Source organism: Muriicola sp. SD30, from assembly GCF_041205185.1.
Lineage (GTDB): Bacteria > Bacteroidota > Bacteroidia > Flavobacteriales > Flavobacteriaceae > Muriicola.
Map to the genome: position 1 here is coordinate 995,430 of NZ_JBGEWB010000001.1, position 20,298 is coordinate 1,015,727.

The window sequence follows — 20,298 nt, forward strand, 5'->3', positions numbered from 1 at the left end:
CTCGGGGTACAGCTCATAAAAAAACAGGGCATTTAACATGCCCTGTTTTCTATAAAGGTTGGTTTGGCCTAGAATCCCGGATTCTGTGACAACACTCCTCCACTTAAGTCGATCGCGTTGATAGGAATCGGCATTAGATTCATATTCGGCATATAAGTACCAGCTTTGGTTCCAAAGTTAGGAATTGTTCTGGCTTCATTCTGTACATAAGCGTTTAGTACGCTTTCCGAAACCCCCCATCTTCTTAGGTCAAACAGACGATGACCTTCCATGGCCAGTTCCAGTCTGCGTTCGAAACGAACGGCTTTACGGGCTTCAGTCTGATCAGCAAAAGAAGGATAAGGCTCTATCTGGTAATTGGCCGCAGGCCCTGTCCCTGTGTCGTTTTGGACATAGGTCATATTCTTGGCCCGGTTTCTAACCTGATTTACATAGTTAAGAGCCGTTGCCAGATCATTAGCTTCAACAGCTGCTTCTGCAGCCATCAGCAATACATCTGCATATCTGATGATATGGTAGTTAACTCCGGAATGTTGCTGTCCCCATGCTCCTGTTCCCACATTGGCATCTTCGCCAGCCTGGTAAACATTCTTTTTAGAAAGGTAAGGTCCTGATATATCAGCATCAGATGCCCGTATCCAGTCCTGCCCTACATGTAGTCCGTATCCATTATAGTCGATTCCCCTTCTCCCTACAGTATAATCCAATCTTGGATCGAGTGGCCCGGCATGTGGAGTAAAAGGATCAGCGCTTGCCAGATCCTGATCATTTGTCACATCGGTCTGATTGAAGGTATCGAGTAATGGTAACCCTGTACCATCGGTCTGATATGCATTTACAAGGTCCTGAGTAGGCTGATAGAAACCGCAGCAGGATCCAAATGGTCCCGGATTGGGAAAATTCAAAGTACCTCCTCTGTTTCCATTAAAAGACTGTCCTCCATCGGTAGTAAACTGAATGGAGAATATAGCTTCAGATCCGTTCTCTCCTGCAAGGGAGAAATTGGCAAGGAATTCAGGGTTCAGTGAATAGGGTCCATTGTTGATAACATCAGTAAATAAAGGAGCCGCTGCCGCATAATCTGACTGGTGCATATGCACTTTTCCCATATAAGCTTTTGCTGTCCAGGAAGTAGGTCGCCCTACATCTGCCTGAGACGCAGGCAAATTGTCGATGGCGTACTGGAAATCAGCTTCGATCTGGTCCCAGATTGGTCCTGAATTGGGCTGATTAAATTCCGTGTTAGCAAAATTCTCTTCAGAGATGTAAGGAACATTACCGAACATCTTTTGAAGTTCAAAGTTATAATGTCCTCTGAGAAACCTGGCTTCTGCCAATTGAGAAGAGAAGTCTCCCTCGGGAATGTTGTTTATAAGATTGATTACAGCGTTAGCTCTGTTCACCCCTGCAAATCGACCATCCCATACTGTAAGATAAGGATTAGCTGATGTCCAGTCGTAAATCTCCAAAAGGTAAAGGTCGGCCTGATCTCCGTCCGTACTCCCTTTATGGGCGTCATCCGAGATCACATCAAACCACCAGTTATCACCACTAACGGTCCAGTCGGCGCCTCCCTGGTTATTTCGAATTCCGTCCAATACGGAATAAGCCCCAACCAGTAAGAGATTTACACCTTGTTCATTTTGCAGTGTCGCGTCACTCAGGGCTCCAATAGCCGGCACGTCTGTAAAATCATCGCTACAAGCAAAAATTGCAGCGAATAAGGTTAAATAATAAAAGATTCTCTTTTTCATTTTTTTAGAATTTTGTGTTTATACCAATTGTAAGTATTTGTGCAAGTGGGAATACAGGATTTGGTCCATCCACACCTAAAGATAAGTTATCTGTAGAAATTACTTCAGGATTTAATCCTTCGTAATCCGTGATAGTGAACAGGTTGGTACCCTGTATATATACCCGGAACATATCCAGTCCGATAGAGCTGGCGATGTTTTCATCAAAAGTATATCCTATCTGTAGATTCTTCAATCGCATAAAGGATGCGTCTTCTACAAAATAAGAATTAGGCTGTGTTTCTGCATTCGTAATGGACTGACTCAATGCAGGTAATGTAGCATTGGTATTTGATGGTGTCCAGGAATCCAGTACACGAGTACTTCGGTTACCGTTAAAGAAGGTAGGGAAGTCTGTAAAGATCTTCTGATAGTTGTACGCATCATTCCCTGAGGATCCTGAGAAAAATGCTGACATATCAAACCCTTTAAAGTTCAAGGCTATGTTGATACCATAGGTGAAATCAGGGTGTGGAGATCCAATATAGGTTCTGTCGTCATCATTGATGGTTCCGTCTCCATTGACATCTTCATAGGTAAAACGTCCACTGCCGTCAAAACCTGTTACCCTGCGTCCGTAGTATTCAGAGATTGCTCGTCCGACCTCGGTACGAGTTACAGCCCCTCCCCTGAGATCAGTTCTTCCTATCTGGAAATCACTGATCAGGTTCTGAACTTCATTCTTATACCTGGAAATATTTGCATCGATGGAATAATTCAGGCCAAAAGAGGTCTCATCGCTATAACCTAAAGCTAAATCAAAACCAGTGTTTTGAATATCTCCAAGGTTTACCAATGGCGCCGTAGCATCAATTGCTGTTGTACTGATCAGGCTCAGATCACGGGTGATCAAATCCTTAGTATCAATATCAAAGTATTCGAAGGATACAGAAAGTTTATTGTTGAATAACCCCATATCAAAACCAAAGTTGGTTGTGACACTGGTCTCCCAACGCAAATCGGGATTTCCTACCTGACTCAGAATCGCCCCGGTAGAAATGGAACTTCCATTTAAGGCGTAGTTGGCAAGACCTTCGTTAAGATTTGAAATATTAATAGTTGGGTTACTAGACGGCAAGGTCTGGTTTCCTAATTCCCCGTAAGAGGCTTTCAACCTTAATCTGCTTACCCATCCATCCTGAGGGAAGAAATCCTCGTCGCTGATCTTCCACCCTGCACTAAAGGAAGGGAAGGTCTGACTCTGATTGTCTCCCAGGAATCTTGAGGATTTATCATTACGAAGGGTAACCGTTGCAAAATACTTGCCCTGGTACGAATAGTTGGCCGTACCGAAGATGGAGAATAATGTATTTCCTCCGTCGTAGGCAAATTCTACGTTAGGTGTTCCACTACCATTACTCAGCAAATAGAAATCGGGTGTTTCAAAAAGAAACCCATTACGACTAATTTCCTTCCCTTTGCTGTTTTCCTGAACGGCCTCAACACCGGCAAGAGCATTGATGTTGTGTTCCCCAAATACTCCGTTATAGTTAAGGACGTTGTTCCATGTCCAGGAATAATTGTTGATATCCTGCTCAAACAGTGTATTAGTAGATAAGGGCTCTATAAATTCAGGATCTAAAGCCTGGAATCTTCTCTGGCTGAAATTCTCTATGTTTCCACTCACTGTTGTTTTAAAGGTCAGACCTTCGTAAAGCTGAGCTTGTAAATACACATCTCCGAAAACACGGAAGATTTTGTTGTAATTGTCTGAACCTCTTGAAAGCAATGCCACAGGGTTACGCGTATTACTCAAACCAGGACCACCTGATCCGGCAAAATCTCCTTCATCATCGAAAACAGGAACCAGTGGCGTGAATCGGTAAGCCATATTGATGGCCTCGAGCGTTCCCTCTTGTTGGCGGGAAAAAGAGGCATTGAGGTGTTCCCCAATAGTGATGAACTCGCCAATTTTGAATTCAGAGTTCAATCGGGTTACTCCTTGTTTAAATCCGGTATCATTTAGGATACCTTCACGATTCAGGTAGTTAGCAGAGAGGAAGTATCTCCCGGTTTCATTACCATTGGAAATCGATAGATCAAAATTTTGTGTAGGTGCATTCTGGGTGATTTCATCAAACCAGTTTGTTCCGTTTGGTTGTTTAACTGTCGCCGTACGAGGAGCTCTTGTTATAGGGTCGTAGGAGACAACTCTAGTGTAGTCCTGAACAGTGGTTGGTACAACCGGCGAAGGACCATTTCCGTATTGAGGGTGTTCAACAGATGCCCCGTCATTGGCAAGACTCTGGAAAATCATTTCCCCGTGTTGCTGCACGTTTAACATGCTGGGCAGATTCGTCGCTCTGGAAATACCGGTGTAAGCATTAAAAGTCACGGTAGGCTCGGCCTGGTTGTAACTTCCGCTTTTGGTAGTGATAATAACTACCCCGTTAGATGCCCTGGCACCATAAATCGCTGCTGCACCATCTTTTAAGACGTTGATCTGCTCAATATCTCCGGGATTTATACTATTAAGTATTGAAGGATTGTCTGTCTGAACGCCATCAATAATATAAAGTGGGTTGGTATTATTACTGGTACCAAAACCACGGATGACAATTTTCGGTGAGGAACCCGGTGTACCGGCATTGGTCACTGTAACACCAGTAACCCGCCCTTCGAGTGCCTCGGCTGCATTCACCAAAGGTGCTTTGGTGGCCTCACTGATATCAACGGATGCAACAGAACCGGTAATATCTCCCCTGGTCTGAGTGGAGTAACCCGTTACGACAACTTCAGAAAGCTGACTGGCATCTTCTGCCATTTGAACGTCAATTCTGCTTTGTCCGTTAATGGGCACTTCCTGCCGGGCAAATCCGATATAACTAAAAACAAGTACATCGTTGGCATTAGCTGTGATGGTGTAGTTTCCATCAAAATCGGTTTGGGTACCATTGGTGGTCCCTTTTACCACTACGTTTGCTCCCGGAAGAGGAGCCCCGAGGTCGTCGGTTACCGTTCCGGTGACTGTTTGCTGTAAATTTTCTTCAAGTCCATCATCCGGAATTAAAACCGGATTGGCAAATCCCACGGATGCTGAAAAAAATAAGAGCAGAGAAAATATCCCTGCCATAGCGGATTTCACAATTGAATTCCACGTCCCCGGATTTAACCCGGGTTGGGTAATTTTTCGATTCATAATCGTGTCTCGTTTAGTTAGTTAATGACTACCTCTTTAATTAAATCATCCTACGATATCGATTGCGTAAAATGTTAAAAAAATATAAATGAAATATAATATTACTAAAATATTGTGAAAGCCTCCAAAAGATTAGCGATATTTTTACGAATTAATCATGTTAAATTATTTTAGATCTTACAGGATATGTCTTCAGAAACAAAAATAATCTTAGGTCTCTCTTATTTTTTGATCTGAAATTTAGATAGACGCGATATGTCCAATTTAATTTTTAACTTGTCTCCATATCCATAATTCATTCCCAATGCAAATTAAAGAAACTAAGGTCCTTTACGATGCCATCATAGTCGGCTCGGGGGCGGGAGGCGGTATGTCTGCCAAAGTCCTGGCGGATGCCGGACTGAAAGTTGCCGTCGTGGAAGCCGGACCCTATTTTGATCCGGCAGATCCAAAGCAAATGACCCAGCTGAAATGGCCTTATGAATCACCCAGAAGAGGTGCGGGAACCTCCCGGGCATTCGGAGAGTTTGATATGGCTTACGGTGGATGGGAAATTGAAGGAGAACCTTACACTCAAAAAGACGATACCAATTTCTGGTGGTTCCGATCCCATATGCTGGGAGGGCGAACGAATCACTGGGGCCGGATATCCCTTCGTTTTGGCCCTAAGGATTTTAAGCACAAGGATGTGGATGGCCTGGGCGATAACTGGCCCATTGGTTACGAAGATGTAAAACCATATTATGATAAAGTAGATAAACTAATAGGCGTATTTGGAACCAATGAAGGATTACCCAACGATCCGGACGGTTTTTTTCTTCCCCCACCAAAACCCAGACTGCACGAGTTATTCTATATCAAAGGAGCCCGGAATTTAAATATTCCGGTGATTCCTTCGCGTATGTCAATGCTTACCAAAAAGATCAACAATGATAGGGGAGTTTGTTTCTATTGTGGACAATGTTCCCGTTCCTGTCAGGTGTATGCCGATTTCTCATCGGGTTCCTGCCTGATATTTCCCGCCCAGAAAAGTGGAGGGCAGGTAGACCTGTATGTGAATTCAGTGGTGAGGGAAGTGACCACAAATGAAGAAGGAAAGGCTACAGGCGTATCTTATATTAATAAAGAAGATCGGAAAGAATATAAATTAAAAGGAAAAGTGGTCGTCCTCGCAGCATCAGCCTGCAGCTCTGCACGTATTCTTTTAAACTCAAAAAGTAAACAACATCCCAATGGCCTAGGGAACAGTAGCAACCTGGTTGGCAAATATTTGCACGATTCAACCGGGAGCAGCAGAGCTGGTTTTATTCCAGGATTGATGAATCGAAAAATGTACAATGAAGACGGAGTAGGAGGGATGCACGTCTACACCCCCTGGTGGTTAGATAATAAGGATCTCGACTTCCCCCGTGGTTACCACATTGAAGTGTGGGGTGGCATCGGTATGCCCAATTATGGATTTGGCTTTAATCCCAATGATTTCAATAAATTTTTTGGGCTACCCACAGGAGGGTACGGACCTTCCCTCCGGGGGGACGTGAAAAAATATTATGGCTCCGTTATCGGATTCGGGGGACGGGGTGAAGCCATAGCACGGGAAGATAATTATTGTGAAATCGACCCCACTACAGTAGATGAATTCGGGATCCCTGTACTCCGCTTTAAGTACCAATGGTCCGATTTTGAAAAGAAGCAGGCAAAACATATGCAAGAGACCTTTGAGGAACTAATCCACGGTATGGGCGGGGAACCATTGGGCGATACGCCTACCAAGGAACAGGATTACGGGCTACTTGCGCCCGGGATGATCATTCACGAAGTAGGAACTACCCGGATGGGTGACGATCCTAAGAAATCGGTTGTGAATCGTTTTCAGCAATTACACGATACGGACAATGTCTTTATCACAGATGCAGGCCCGTTTGTCTCACAAGCCGACAAGAACTGTACATGGACCATCCTGGCACTATCATGGAGAGCATCAGACTATATCGTAGAACAATTGAAGCAACAAAATATTTAAGGAGATGGACAGAAGAAAAAGTATAAAATCGATCTTACTGGGTTCTGTGGCCGGAGGTTTGGCTATTCATGGTTGTAAACCGGGTGAAGAAAACGAGGCATTGGCCCAGGAAATACTCAAGGACACTAATTACTTTGGTCGTACTCCCGAAGAGTTGGAGGAGATCGAGAAACTCAATGCAGAGCAATTTTTTAATGAACACGAACTAGAAACCATTGATGTACTGAGCAATCTGATCTTGCCCCCGAATGAAAACGGAGGCCCGACAGAAGCAGGAGTTCCCGATTTCGTGGAATTTATGGCCAAGGATATTCCGGAGCTGCAAACCACCCTCAGGGGGGGTCTTATGTGGCTGGATCATAAAAGCAATACCAATTACGGTACAGAATTCAAGGTTTCGGCGGAGGCCTCCCAGAAAGAGATTTTGGATGCTATTGCATTCTACGATTCGGAAATCCCCATGGACGACCACCCTCTGGAAGTTCAGTTTTTTAACCTGATGCGTAACTTAACCTTAACCGGGTACTACACCTCTAAAGTGGGGATTAAAGACCTGGGATACCAGGGAAATATGCCCAATATCTGGGACGGGGTTCCTCAGGAGGTGCTCGATCAACACGGAATGGCATATGAGGAGGAGTGGCTCGCGAAATGTGTGGACCAGAGCAAACGAGCTGTGATCGCCGAATGGGATGAAAATGGCAATTTGCTCACTTAAAGAATCAACAATCTGATCAAAATCATTTATAAATACTATGGATAAATTTAAAAGTTTTTATTTACTCGTTCTGATAACTTTAATGGCAATGCCTTCCCTGATGGGACAGGAGGTGGGACTGCAGCTTTACAGCCTGAGGGATCAGTTTAAAAATGACGTTGAAGGTACGCTGAAAACCATACACGATTGGGGCATTACCAAGATTGAAGGGGGCGATACCTATGGCCTGCCACTTGACGAATTTATCACTCTCCTGAAAAAGTACGAACTCGAAGTAGTTAGTGTAGGTGCCTCATTTGAGGAATTAGAAAACAATCCGGAAGGGGTGGTTGAAAAAGCCAAAGCTTATGGAGCCTCCTATGTGATGTGTGCGTGGATTCCTCATGAAGGAGATAATTTTACGTTAGAAGACACCCAAAAGGCGGTTGACGTTTTTAATAATGCAGGGGAAATTTTAGACAGGGATAATATTATTCTTACCTATCACCCTCATGGATATGAATTCAGGCCTCATGGGGAAGGAACCCTCTTTGATCACATGTCTGAGAATGCCGAAGACTTCTATTTTGAAATGGATGTATACTGGGTGCAGCACGGAGGGGCAGATCCGATGGAGTTATTGAACAGGTACTCCGATCAGTTTGTCCTTATGCATCTGAAGGATATGGAAAAAGGAGTGAAAGGGAATGATACCGGACATGAAGATGTAGAAACCAATGTTGTTCTCGGGACCGGGCAGATAAATATGTCCGCGATCGTGGCAAAAGCAAAAGAACTGGGAATTAAATACCTCTTTATAGAGGACGAATCTTCCCGAGTAGTGGAACAGGTTCCTAAGAGTCTGGCCTATCTCAAGACTCTTGAGAACCAATAAAATACCTATTCCTTTTGTGATTCTGCTATGGCAACGCCTACCATGGAATCGGCTGTGCCGTAGTAGAGGAACCATTTATTCTTGTAAAAAACTAAACCTTCCACAAAGGTGGTTCCGGCCTGATATTGCCCGCTGGTCTCATGAGGCAGGCTTGGACATATAAATGGTTCGGAAAGACGTTTTAAGAACTTAGCTGGATTCTCCCCACTGAATAAAACCTGCCCACCACAATAAGTATTCTCCGCAACCATCGTTCCTGCGCCCTCACCACTGAGATTTTTCCCATTGTAAAGTACCAGGATACCATTATCGGTATAGAGGGCCGGTGGTCCGGGTTCTACCAAATGGCTGTCAAAATCCCCCAGTGTAGGTTCAAAAGCATGAAGTAGTTCACCCTCATCATCCAGCAGGGGTTCCCAGTTGACACCATCCTCAGAGCTGGCTACATTCATAAATAATTCACCCCAATACATCCAGTATTTATCCATAATTTTCTTAGCGATGAGTCGGCCATCCACCAATTCGGTAACGACAGAGCCCGACTTGCTCCAGATATCGAGGAAACGCCCCTGATGTGCCTTTTGGAAAACGGGACCTTTCTTTTCCCATGATCTTAAATCCTGTGATACGGCAGCAGAAAGTCGTGCCGTTTTTGTATTCCAGCTGGTGTATAACATCAGGTAAGTTCCATCGGGTAATTCAACTACCCGTGGATCCTCAACTCCACCGGGTTGATCCCAGATGGCAAAGTCGTCATTGTCAGGATATAGAACCGGATCATCATACTTGGAAAAATGAATGCCATCTGTACTATAGGCCAACCCAATTCTGGAAGTTCTTCCTCCCAGGATGGCGGTGGGATCGTCTTCTGCCCTGAAGAGCAGAAATACAGTGTCGTTTCGCACTATGGCCCCGGGATTGAAGACATCAGCCTTTTGCCATTGAACAACGGTTTTATCTATTGGATCATTGAATAAGGCCGTACTGTCGGCCTGCAAGATAGGATTGGTTGCAGGTTTTTCAAAGTTGAGAAGCCAGGGACTCTGGGCTGTTAAGGAACATCCACAAAATGTTAGGACAATAAACGAAATTACTTTGAGGGATTGCATCTGTATCTTGATTTACCTTGTAAGGTACGCCTTTTTGATATTATCCTTACTTTTAAATCGGTTTATAAAAATCGTCGACTTGAAAATAACATTTCAGCTCCTTTTGTTACTTCTATTGCTCTTTGGCTGTAAGGAGAAAGGCCAGGATAAATCGAAAGAAATCCCAATTGAGGTAAAAGAACAACTAGTTGATACAGTAAAGGCTGCTGAAGTTAAGAAGCCTTTGCCTTCACTTGATGAATTGGCCGATACTACCTTTGTACGGCTTGCAGATTATAGTTCTGATTTCACTTTTGATATGCGTTATGCCACATCGAATAACTTTCTTAAAACCCAGGTGTACGACTGTCCGGAATGCTATACCCGGAATAAAACAGCTCAGGCGCTTATCGCAGCCAATGCAGAATTAATGAAAAAAGGGTTCCGGATTCGCTTCTTTGATTGTTACCGGCCAAATTCTGTTCAATACAAAATGTGGGAAATATACCCCAATCCGCAATATGTGGCCAACCCTGATAAAGGATCAATTCACAATAGGGGTGGGGCCGTGGATATCACTCTTGAAACCCTCGATGGCAAAGTACTGGATATGGGCACAGATTTCGATTTCTTCGGAAGGGAGGCGCATCACGATTACTTCGAATTACCGGAGGAAGTACTCCGAAACAGGGCACTTCTCAAAGAGGTGATGGAGGCTCACGGTTTTTGGTCGGTGCGGACGGAATGGTGGCATTACAACCTGGGAAAAGCCACTAGGGATCCGGTTGCAAATTTTAACTGGACGTGTCCTTAGTGCATTGAATAACAATACGTTGATCCTTATTATTTGTAGTAAAAAATAAATAACTATCACCCCCGTCTTTTAGCTGGAATTTTTTCCTGATCCCGGCAACGCTTTCAGGAAAATTCCTGGTGCTTACATTTGCTTTAACGCCTTTAAACCTTTTCATGGATTTCTTGTTAAAGGGTGTAGTTTCAATGATCTTAAATACCCGTCCCGGGAAAGGAAGCAATGATTCTGAAGTATAAAGGTGACTGTGTTCATGAAGTTTATTTACTTGAAAAGCTCCGCACATTGACCTGAATCCACCGGCTTTGAGAATAGCACTATTTGGTTCGTACAAAAAGGTCTGTGGAGCGGTATAAGAACACTTGGTTATCTTTTCTTCTGCCCGATAGAATTGGAAGGCCTGTTGCTCATTCTTCATAAAATTAACCGTCCTGATTTTTATATCTGAAACAGGCTTGTCATTTCTGAGGATCCACAATAATTCCTTTACCTCATTGCTAACGGCAATAATATGGATAACGTCAACATGTTTCAATTGACCTATGCCGGCGCTGAGGTCGAGCAGGGGGGAGGTTTTAATCATTATTGCCTGGGCTTTTGATAGCAGAAGATCGAGGTGCATTACTACATCAGGGGTGCAGTCGGAGAGCTGAAAGACTTTGTTTTTAGATTCATCGCGTCTGCTGGGATCGATATAGATCCAGTCGAATCCCAGACTTGTATTTCTCAGAAACTCTATCCCGTCCTCACTGCGAAAGTCCACATTGTCAATTCCTAAAGATGTGGCATTGTGACTCACTATTTCATGCAATTCAGGGTCTATTTCACAATGAGTTATATGCGGTAATTTCCGACTGAAAAAATAAGTATCTACTCCGAAGCCTCCTGTGAGATCCGCAAGCCGGTTTCCACTGACCAAAGCCGCTTTGTATTCTGCGGTTTTTTCGGAAGAGGTCTGCTCCAGATTTACTTTTTCAGGGTAGTATATCCCGGGAGTTTTAAACCAGGTTGGAAGCTTTTGTTTTGCCTTTTTCTTTCCCTCTAGCTGTTGTGCAAGTTCCTGTTGGGAAATTTCAGGAAAATTGGGCTTTGAAAGCAAAACTGACACGATGTCAGTATCGTAATTATTTTTTATAAAAGACTGTACACCAGTTTTTAATATATTTCTATTCAAACTAAAACTATAAATCTTCAGTGAGTTTATTTACGATCTTATTATCGGCCAGAAACTCCTTTAAAATTACCTTAATTGCCGTATATCCGGGTACGGCTACAATCATTCCCAGGACACCGAAAAGCAAACCGGCTATAATGATCACCAGGAAGATTTCCAGCGGATGAGATTTTACACTGTTCGAGAAAATAAAAGGTTGTGAAAAGAAATTATCGATCAGCTGACCAATTGCAAAACCGATGAGCACATATCCGGTTTTTGGAAGGATAACCTCGGTAAAATCTGCCCCCAGGTTTGAAGTCATGGAAAGAGTAACCATAAGTACTGCTCCGATGATAGGTCCGATATATGGAATGATGTTAAACAGAGCACACAGGAAGGCGATAACAATGGCATTGGGTATGCCTACGATCAACAGAACGATGGTATAGATCACAAAGAGGATCATGATCTGAAAAAGCAGGCCAACAAAATAACGGGATAGCAATCCATTTATCTTGTTTATTGAGTTCACCATTCCCGACTCCTTATTATCCGGAACGAATGTCAGAAGCCCCCGTTGAAATAGGGAACTGTCCTTGAGAAAGAAAAACGAAATAAACAGTACTGAGAATAATCCAATTCCGGCAGCGCTAAGGGTATTGACAAATGTGTTAAGGATGTTGGGGATAAAGCCAATGTCGAGGCCTTCGATCATATTTTTCTCCAGTTCTGTACCTTTTATCAGATCATTGACCTGATCGGGCGAAGCCCCGAAATACAGGATAATCTCCTGATACAGTGAACCGATTTTTGACCTCAGTTCCTCAATATTTAAAAGAGAAAGATTTGCAGCCTGTTCAGCCACTAAGGGAAAAAACAAGGCAATAATCCCTGCAAGTACGGCAACCATAAGTAACATGGTTGTGATTACAGCCAGTGTATTTGCGAATTTGAGACGCTTCCTTAGAAACAACACAACAGGCCTTCCGATAAGCGCGACGACTGCCGCCATAGAAAGGTAAGCCAGGACCGATCTGATCTCGTAAAGAAAGTACATGAGAATAGCGATACCAGCCAGTATGCCGATCGCACGTACTATACCTTTGGAAATTGTAATGGAATTCATAATCTAATTCTTAAAAGCATACTGTATGATGTTCGCCCCCATTTGAAGCGCCTTTTGCCTTACCTCCGGAGGGTCGTTGTGAACTTCCGGGTCTTCCCATCCATCACCCAGATCACTCTCAAAAGTAAACAGAAGGATTAAGCGGTTTTTGTCAAAAATGCCCAAAGCCTGTGGCCTTTTTCCATCGTGTTCATGGATCTTGGGCAGGCCGTTCGGAAACTTAAATCGTTCTGAAAAAATGGGGTGTTCAGTACTAATTTCCTCCAGTTCCTTTTCGGGAAATATCTTTTTCAGCTCTTTCTTAAGGTAAGGTTCCATCCCGTAATTATCATCGATATGTAAGAAGCCACCGGCGAGGAGATAAGTCCTGAGGTTGCTCGCTTCTTCATCACTAAAAAATATATTGCCATGGCCGGTCATGTGTATGTAGGGATACTGAAACAGCAGGGAACTTCCGGGTTCTACAGTCTCGGGTTTTGGGTTGATCTCCGTATTGATGGTTTGATTGCAATAGCGGATAAGATTGGGTAATGCAGTGGGGTTAGCGTACCAATCACCTCCGCCCTTGTATTTTAAAACGGCGATTTCCTGTGCCGTTGCTGCCTGGAATATCATTCCAAAACCAATTGTGATTAATAAAGCGAATTTTCTCATCCTTTTTGCCTTTTGGGCACTCAAAAGTACATAATAAGAGGCGTAATCTTTTAACCGGAACCTTCACAAATGTTCCGGGTACTTATTCTGCATTTATCTGCTGTTAAAAACAGCGATTGCCGTACATGCATAAATTGCTGCGGTTTCGGTGCGTAGCCTGCTTTCCCCTAGCGAGACCGATAAGAATCCTTTCTCGTAGGCCAGATCTACCTCTTGCTCAGTAAAATCGCCTTCCGGTCCTATCATGATAGTAATACGCTTGTCCGGGGCGATTCTTCGCTTGAGTTCTACTTTTTCTTCTTCATGACAATGGGCAATAAATCGGATCCCTGGATGATCCTTTTCCAGAAATTCTTCAATACTCACTGCCGGATGCAAAACGGGAAGATAGGCTCTTTGAGATTGCTTCATCGCTCCCTGAATAACCTTCTGTAACCGATCCATCTTCAGTGTTTTTCTTTCAGATCGGGAACATATAATCGGGGTGATCTCATTGATCCCGATTTCTGTGGCTTTCTCCAGAAACCATTCAAAGCGGTCGTTACTTTTTGTAGGGGCAACAGCCATATGGAGGGAATGCATCTTAGGATGTCTTTTCTCTGACGAGACAATTGTGGCGGTAGTGTTTTTAGGATCGGTACTTTCCAATGCCGCTACAAAAATCCGGCCCCTGCCGTTGGTCACATGGAACTGATCTCCTTTTTTCTTTCGTAGGACTTTTAACAGATGTTTACTTTCTTCGGGACTTAAAGTAAATTCTTTTGACGATTTGGTAATCTCCGGATTATAAAATAATTGCATAAGCTTTTGGTGTATTATGATTTTAATTTGCGACGGGCATGTTCAATACCCAATGCAATCCATTCCTGCAGTTCTTTTTCACTTTGAAAGGCCTCCTGCGAAACAAAAATAAATTCTTTCATCGGTTTTTTGGTAAAATCCATAGCTCGGACACTTTCAATAGTGAGCATGTCCTCCATTTTTTCCTCAACGACCCTTACTACCAGTTCGTCGCCAATGATTCCGATTGTCATTTTGCCTTTCAGAAGAAAAGCCAGTCCACCAAACATTTTCTTTTCCGTAATATCAGAACGTAAAGTTTCTGGATAAGTGTGGAACGCTATCCGAATTCTTTCGGCCAATACATCGTCAAAGGGCATGGACTATGAGTTGTGGAATCGAGAGTGATAAATATAGCTCATTTTCCGAAACAGTTTATTTTTCGTTTCCTGATTCAGGGAATGATATATCTCGCCTTGGCTGTTACACTTTGATCGGTAAACTTCCCTTCGCGAAATTTCAGATACCCCACGATCCCAATCATAGCTGCATTATCTGTGCAATATTCGAACTTTGGAATATAAGTGGTCCAGCCCAATTGGCTCTCCGTATTTTTTAATGCGATTCTAATTCCTGAATTGGCAGAAACACCACCCCCGATGGCCACCCGTTTTATTCCGGTCTGTTTAACAGCTTTTTTAAGTTTATCCATCAAAATTTCAACAATAGTATATTGGATGGAAGCACAGATATCTTCCCTGTTTTGTTCGATAAAGTTCGGATTTGCTGCAGTTTCCCGTTGAATAAAATACAGGATACTGGTCTTTAGTCCGCTGAAACTGAAATTTAGCCCTTTTACTTTTGGTTTTGGAAAGGGATAGGCTTGGGGATTTCCTTTTAGCGCCAGTTTATCAACCAGGGGACCCCCCGGATAAGGCAATCCGATAATTTTTGCCGTTTTGTCGAAGGCTTCACCCACCGCATCATCGAGAGTTTCACCCAGAATTTCCATGTCGAAATAATTACGGACCAGCACGATTTGTGTATGGCCTCCACTTATCGTTAATGCCAGGAAAGGAAAATCAGGACGATCAAAGCCTTCTTCCCGAATAAAATGTGCGAGGATATGAGCTTGCATGTGGTTTACTTCGATGAGTGGAATTCCCAGACCAAGCGCTAGAGATTTGGCGAAGGAAGTACCCACCAGAAGGGAACCCATAAGTCCGGGTCCCCTGGTAAATGCTATGGCTGATAGCTGATTTTTGTCGATCTTTGCCTTAGTCAAAGCCTGGTGGATCACCGGGACAATATTTTGCTGGTGTGCTCTTGATGCTAATTCCGGAACCACACCGCCGTATTCTTCGTGAATTTTCTGTGTGGCTACCACATTGCTAAGCGTGGTATCATTGCACATAACGGCAGCTGAAGTATCGTCACAGGAAGATTCTATGGCCAGTATGTATATATTTTGTTTTTTCACCTAGCTTTGGAATAATTATTGGTCGCACAAAGGTAAATCATATCGTCCTATCAAAAAATTAAGAAAAATAGGGATTAGAATACTGCTGACGGTATTACTGGTCTTGGTCTTAAGCTCCATTATTCTTTCTTTGCCGGTTGTCCAGACTAATCTGGCTAATTATGCTACCAGATCGATTAACGAGGAGTTTGGAACCAATATCAATATTGATCGGTTGCGAGTGTCTCTGATTTCCTGGGACACGGCCCTGAAAGGAATCTTTATTCAGGACTATCAACAGGATACTTTGATTTATATTGAAGAATTAAACACTTCCATCCTCAGTATCCGGAATCTGCTGGCCGGTAGCCTGGAATTCGGGGCAATTGATATTGACGGCCTCAATTTTAAGCTCAGAACCTACCAGGGTGAGACCAGTACCAACCTCGATGTTTTTGTCGCAAAATTAGATGACAACAAGCCCAGAGCTCCGGGTAGTCCACCTTTTTACCTCTCCTCTTCAGATATCGATATAAAGAATAGTGTCTTTCGGCTGATCGATGAAAACCTGGAAAAAGAAGAAACCCTTAATTTTAGAAATCTCAATCTCAATGCCCGGGAATTTCAGATTCTTGGGCCGGAGGTAACATCGGAGATTGAAGCTTTGTCATTTATAAGCAAAAGGGGGATAGAACTCAGTAAGCTGGGCACTTCATTTAAATACACTAAGCAACAGATGCGTTTTGATTCGCTTGAGATTATGACGCCAAAATCCCATCTTATCGGAAACCTTGTATTTGACTATAACCGTGAAGATTTTGCCCAATTCATTGACAAGGTGAATCTCACAGCCAACTTTGTTGATTCTAAGGTATCTCTTGATGACATCAATACGCTGAGTGACCAGTTCGGGACAGGAAAGGAAGTACTGTTTTCAGCATCCCTGAACGGAGTGCTGAACGATCTAAATGTGAACGAAGTATTTCTAACTACAGAGAATACCGGAATCCGGGGGGACTTTAATTTTAAAAACCTTTTTACTAAAAGCGAACCCTTTGTCCTTGAAGCGGGCATCAAGAATATTACTACCAGCTATTACGAACTTAGGTCACTGATGCCCGAAGTACTGGGTACTTCAATCCCCAGCACATTTTCCAAACTGGGTCAGTTCACCGTAAGGGGAGATGCCACTATCACAGAATCATCCGTAAGGTCGAGGGTAAATATAAACAGCAGTCTGGGAAGTAGTTATGTAGACCTCACCCTTACGGATGTCGACAATATCGATAATGCCCGATACAAGGGATTTGTATCCCTTATAGATTTTGATTTAGGCAAGTTTGTCAATGACGACAATCTGGGGCTGGCTTCCATGGACGTAAATGTGGAAGGGCAGGGGTTTGCCCAGGATAAGTTGAATACCGAAGTAATCGGACAGGTGTATACGATCGACTTCAACGACTACAATTACCAGGATGTTGCCGTTTCAGGTATCCTGAAAGACCAATTGTTCGACGGTTCACTGGTAGCCAAAGATCCCAATTTTAATTTTGAATTTAAGGGGCTGGCCGACTTCGGGGGCACCGTGAATAACTTTAATTTTAATGCCTCAGTGGCCTATGCCGACTTAAAGAAACTGAACTTTATAAGAGATAGCGTATCGGTATTTAAAGGGGATGTTAAAATGGATATTTCCGGAAGTAATCTCGATGATGTTGTAGGGAATGTTTCCTTTTCGAACACCAACTATCAGAACATCAATAATACCTATTACTTTGAAGATTTTAAAGTAACCTCTTCCTTTGCTCAGGACAGTATCAGGACCGTTGAAATAAATTCTCCAGATATCATAACAGGGTTTATGAGGGGTCGTTTCAAGGTCAACGAACTCGACAAGCTCCTAAGAAATTCCATAGGTAGTATTTACACCAATTACAAACCCTTCGAAATTTCGGAGGGGCAGGTGCTCGATTTCAATTTTAAAATCTACAACAAGATTGTAGACGTATTTTTTCCTCAGGTGGCCTTTGATCCCAATACGTTTATTAGAGGCAATATTGTTGCTGATGAGGGTGACTTTAAGCTCAACTTTAAATCACCACGGATAGCTGCCTTTGATAATGTCTTTGATAGTATAGACGTAAAGATTGACAATAAAAACCCCCTTTTCAATACCTATGTGTCGGTATCCGATGTCAATTCAGTCTACTATGACCTTAAAGACTTTAATCTGATCAACACCACACTTTCTGATACCCTCTTCTTCAGAACGGAATTTAAAGGTGGAAGGGATTTCAACGACAGTTATAACCTTAACTTTTACCACACCTTCAATGCCCAGAACCGTTCGGTCATAGGTCTAAAACGCTCTGATGTTAGTTTTAAAGGAAATACCTGGATCCTTAATAAAGATGGAGATCAGAAAAACAAGGTCATCATCAGCAGATCGCTAGACAGCATTCAGATCCAGGAGATCGTAATGAATAATGACAACCGGGAACAAATAAGATTAAGGGGCGAACTGGCCGATTCTACCTATAAAGATCTTCAGCTTGATTTTAAGATTGTTTCCCTGAATAAAATTACTCCGACCATAGACAGCCTTAAACTTCAGGGGGAGATCAACGGAACTTTAAATATCCTTCAGAAAGATGATATTTATTTACCCTCCTGTAACCTGCAAATTTCAGATTTCGGAGTTAATGAAATTCCACTTGGCGAGTTGAGTATTGGTATTGTAGGGAACAGAGATCTTACCGAGTACGTGGTAAATTCACAAATCTCTGATAATGGCATTGAAAAATTCAGTCTGTTAGGAAATTTCAGCAACAGGAATGATATTCCGGATGCCGATCTGATGGCTAATTTTAACAACTTCAGCCTCGAACCTTTTAGTCCGCTTGGGGAAGGAGTCATTACCAACATCCGGGGATTGCTCAATGGTACGGCTCAGATCAAAGGCGATTTGCGAAATCCCGATATCAGTGGCCTCCTCAGTTTAAATGATGCAGGTATTGCCATACCTTACCTCAATGTAGATTACCAATTCGGGCCGAACTCTAGTGTTCGCCTGTATAACCAGACTTTCGATTTTGAAAATATTCAACTGACGGATATTGCCATGAATACCACGGCCGAACTCGACGGTACGATCAAGCATCAATTCTGGGACGACTGGAGCCTTGATCTCGATGTGAATACCAATAACAATCGATTCCTGATTCTCAATACACCTTATGAGGAGGAGGTGTTGTATTACGGAACCGGGTACCTTAACGGGGAAGGGAGGATATTTGGCCCCACAAAGGCTCTAACAATTAAGGTCAACGGCGAAACCGCTGAAGGTACTTCCCTTAAAATCCCTCTGAGCGATGTAGCTTCTGTGGGAGATTACTCCTTTATCAATTTTATAGAAAAGAAGGATCAGCAAACCTTTGAAATTGAAAAGACCCTGCAGGATTACGAAGGCCTCGAACTCAATTTTGACCTCGACGTTACACCTGATGCCGAAGTGGAAATAGTGGTTGATCAGAAAACCGGGTCATCCCTGAAGGGAACAGGGGAAGGGATTCTTCTCATTGAAATAAATACCAAGGGTAAATTTAATATGTTCGGGGATTTTGTAGTTGTGACCGGGACGTACAATTACCGTTTCGGGGGGGTCATTGACAAGTCATTTAATGTTAAACCGGGTGGAAGTATCGTATGGGATGGTACTCCCCTCGCCGCCCAGTTAAATATGGAAGCTGTGTATTCGCTCACCGCAAATCCGGCGCCCCTTCTCGATAATTCTGGGGTCACCAGACGAATATCCACTGATGTGGTGGTACAGCTTACAGGAGAACTGGAGCGGCCCACCATCGATTTTAACATAGAATTTCCCGGTACAAGTTCCATCGTACAATCGGAGCTGGAATACAAGCTTCAGGATCCAACGGTGGAAGAGCGTAACGCCTTTTTCCTGCTTGCCCAGGGCACCTTTGTTGATGAAGGAAGTGGTCTCAATCAGCAGGCAGTAACCGGAAACCTCATTCAGACGGCTTCAGGCCTTGTAAATTCCCTTCTGGGTGGGGGTAACGATAAATTTGATTTTGGCTTTTCTCTGGAACAGGGTACCCTAGACCCCACTCAGATACAGACCGAGAACAGGCTGGGGGTTACGGTATCGACCAGGATCAGTGACAGAGTATTGTTTAACGGTCGGTTCGGTGTTCCGGTAGGAGGTGTCAGTGAAACCGTTGTGGCCGGAGATGTGGAAGTACAGGTACTTTTAAACGAAGAGGGAACCTTGAGGGCTAAGATCTTTAACCGTGAAAATGAAATCCAGCAATTCCTGGCAGACCAGACCGGCTATACCCAGGGGGTAGGTTTATCATATGAAGTAGATTTTAATACCTTCAACGATCTACTGCGTAAAGTGTTTAAACCCAAGCAGGAGAGTCAGGATACCAAATTAAAAGCTGAACAAACAAGGGCGACAATGGGCAGGGACAGTCTGATTAAATTTTATCAGAAACCGAAGACACTTCCAGATCAGGAATAGGTCAGCTATTGTTATTTCCGCAATATTGTAAACCATTCCTTTATTTTTATTAAACTACATCGTTTGATTAGTTGATAAATGGCAATTAAGCCTTTGTATATACTATGATTTCATAATTGTTTGCTATTTTTGAA

14 protein-coding genes are annotated in these 20,298 nt (G+C 43.2%); 5 read left to right on the top strand and 9 right to left on the bottom strand.

Annotated elements, in window-relative coordinates; translation table 11 throughout:
* Positions 1 to 68: 68 nt before the first annotated feature.
* Both AB8P51_RS04450 and AB8P51_RS04455 read right to left on the bottom strand, forming a co-directional pair.
* Positions 69 to 1,754, bottom strand: a complete 1,686-nt coding sequence (locus AB8P51_RS04450) for a RagB/SusD family nutrient uptake outer membrane protein (RefSeq protein WP_369747550.1) — start codon at positions 1,752 to 1,754, stop codon at positions 69 to 71.
* A gap of 4 nt (positions 1,755 to 1,758) precedes the next feature.
* A complete protein-coding gene (locus AB8P51_RS04455; RefSeq protein ID WP_369747551.1) occupies positions 1,759 to 4,932 on the bottom strand; it encodes a SusC/RagA family TonB-linked outer membrane protein in 3,174 nt (1,057 codons plus the stop codon).
* Positions 4,933 to 5,236: 304 nt separating this feature from the next.
* On the opposite strand from AB8P51_RS04455, the gene AB8P51_RS04460 reads away from it, so the two are divergent.
* Genes AB8P51_RS04460 through AB8P51_RS04470 form a run of 3 tightly spaced genes read left to right on the top strand, consistent with a single transcriptional unit; the run spans position 5,237 to position 8,547 of the window.
* Entirely contained in the window at positions 5,237 to 6,955 is a 1,719-nt protein-coding gene (locus AB8P51_RS04460) for a GMC oxidoreductase (protein ID WP_369747552.1), read from the top strand.
* Positions 6,956 to 6,959: 4 nt separating this feature from the next.
* On the top strand, positions 6,960 to 7,673 hold the full coding sequence (locus AB8P51_RS04465; protein ID WP_369747553.1) for a gluconate 2-dehydrogenase subunit 3 family protein: 714 nt from the start codon (positions 6,960 to 6,962) through the stop codon (positions 7,671 to 7,673).
* A gap of 37 nt (positions 7,674 to 7,710) precedes the next feature.
* Entirely contained in the window at positions 7,711 to 8,547 is an 837-nt protein-coding gene (locus tag AB8P51_RS04470) for a sugar phosphate isomerase/epimerase family protein (protein WP_369747554.1), read from the top strand.
* A 5-nt stretch (positions 8,548 to 8,552) separates the two neighbouring features.
* On the opposite strand, the gene AB8P51_RS04475 is transcribed toward AB8P51_RS04470, so the two are convergent.
* A complete protein-coding gene (locus AB8P51_RS04475; protein WP_369747555.1) occupies positions 8,553 to 9,656 on the bottom strand; it encodes a glycoside hydrolase family 130 protein in 1,104 nt (367 codons plus the stop codon).
* Between the two features lie 79 nt (positions 9,657 to 9,735).
* Between AB8P51_RS04475 and AB8P51_RS04480 the strand changes: the two genes are divergently transcribed.
* On the top strand, positions 9,736 to 10,449 hold the full coding sequence (locus AB8P51_RS04480; RefSeq protein WP_369747556.1) for a M15 family metallopeptidase: 714 nt from the start codon (positions 9,736 to 9,738) through the stop codon (positions 10,447 to 10,449).
* On the opposite strand, the gene AB8P51_RS04485 is transcribed toward AB8P51_RS04480, so the two are convergent.
* The 6 genes from AB8P51_RS04485 to tsaD all read right to left on the bottom strand — a co-directional run bounded on the left by AB8P51_RS04485 (position 10,430) and on the right by tsaD (position 15,642).
* On the bottom strand, positions 10,430 to 11,620 hold the full coding sequence (locus AB8P51_RS04485; RefSeq protein ID WP_369747557.1) for a class I SAM-dependent methyltransferase: 1,191 nt from the start codon (positions 11,618 to 11,620) through the stop codon (positions 10,430 to 10,432). The genes AB8P51_RS04480 and AB8P51_RS04485 overlap by 20 nt on opposite strands.
* Positions 11,621 to 11,627: 7 nt before the next feature.
* Positions 11,628 to 12,728, bottom strand: a complete 1,101-nt coding sequence (locus AB8P51_RS04490) for an AI-2E family transporter (RefSeq protein ID WP_369747558.1) — start codon at positions 12,726 to 12,728, stop codon at positions 11,628 to 11,630.
* A gap of 3 nt (positions 12,729 to 12,731) precedes the next feature.
* Positions 12,732 to 13,382: a DUF4159 domain-containing protein gene (locus AB8P51_RS04495; RefSeq protein ID WP_369747559.1), complete on the bottom strand. Its 651-nt coding sequence runs from the start codon at positions 13,380 to 13,382 to the stop codon at positions 12,732 to 12,734.
* A gap of 93 nt (positions 13,383 to 13,475) precedes the next feature.
* Positions 13,476 to 14,183 carry a 16S rRNA (uracil(1498)-N(3))-methyltransferase gene (locus AB8P51_RS04500; protein ID WP_369747560.1) on the bottom strand — a complete coding sequence of 236 codons (708 nt, stop codon included), beginning with the start codon at positions 14,181 to 14,183 and terminating at the stop codon, positions 13,476 to 13,478.
* Between the two features lie 14 nt (positions 14,184 to 14,197).
* The gene (locus tag AB8P51_RS04505) at positions 14,198 to 14,542 is read right to left on the bottom strand and encodes a TfoX/Sxy family protein (RefSeq protein ID WP_369747561.1); all 345 of its coding nucleotides are present in this window, start codon (positions 14,540 to 14,542) and stop codon (positions 14,198 to 14,200) included.
* 74 nt (positions 14,543 to 14,616) lie between these two features.
* Positions 14,617 to 15,642, bottom strand: coding sequence for a tRNA (adenosine(37)-N6)-threonylcarbamoyltransferase complex transferase subunit TsaD (tsaD, locus tag AB8P51_RS04510; RefSeq protein WP_369747562.1), 1,026 nt, complete (start codon positions 15,640 to 15,642; stop codon positions 14,617 to 14,619).
* Between the two features lie 130 nt (positions 15,643 to 15,772).
* Here tsaD and AB8P51_RS04515 point away from each other — a divergent pair, with 130 nt between their 5' ends.
* A complete protein-coding gene (locus AB8P51_RS04515) occupies positions 15,773 to 20,164 on the top strand; it encodes a translocation/assembly module TamB domain-containing protein (protein WP_369747563.1) in 4,392 nt (1,463 codons plus the stop codon).
* The last annotated feature ends 134 nt before the right edge of the window (positions 20,165 to 20,298 follow it).

What these genes read in the sequence shown, in the direction of transcription:
- AB8P51_RS04495 (WP_369747559.1), bottom strand. Translation starts at nt 13,382, where the DNA reads ATGAGAAAATTCGCTTTATTAATCACAATTGGTTTTGGAATGATATTC.
- AB8P51_RS04470 (WP_369747554.1), top strand. Translation starts at nt 7,711, where the DNA reads ATGGATAAATTTAAAAGTTTTTATTTACTCGTTCTGATAACTTTAATG.
- AB8P51_RS04490 (WP_369747558.1), bottom strand. Translation starts at nt 12,728, where the DNA reads ATGAATTCCATTACAATTTCCAAAGGTATAGTACGTGCGATCGGCATA.
- AB8P51_RS04450 (WP_369747550.1), bottom strand. Translation starts at nt 1,754, where the DNA reads ATGAAAAAGAGAATCTTTTATTATTTAACCTTATTCGCTGCAATTTTT.
- AB8P51_RS04475 (WP_369747555.1), bottom strand. Translation starts at nt 9,656, where the DNA reads ATGCAATCCCTCAAAGTAATTTCGTTTATTGTCCTAACATTTTGTGGA.
- AB8P51_RS04505 (WP_369747561.1), bottom strand. Translation starts at nt 14,542, where the DNA reads ATGCCCTTTGACGATGTATTGGCCGAAAGAATTCGGATAGCGTTCCAC.
- AB8P51_RS04460 (WP_369747552.1), top strand. Translation starts at nt 5,237, where the DNA reads ATGCAAATTAAAGAAACTAAGGTCCTTTACGATGCCATCATAGTCGGC.
- AB8P51_RS04455 (WP_369747551.1), bottom strand. Translation starts at nt 4,932, where the DNA reads ATGAATCGAAAAATTACCCAACCCGGGTTAAATCCGGGGACGTGGAAT.
- AB8P51_RS04465 (WP_369747553.1), top strand. Translation starts at nt 6,960, where the DNA reads ATGGACAGAAGAAAAAGTATAAAATCGATCTTACTGGGTTCTGTGGCC.
- AB8P51_RS04500 (WP_369747560.1), bottom strand. Translation starts at nt 14,183, where the DNA reads ATGCAATTATTTTATAATCCGGAGATTACCAAATCGTCAAAAGAATTT.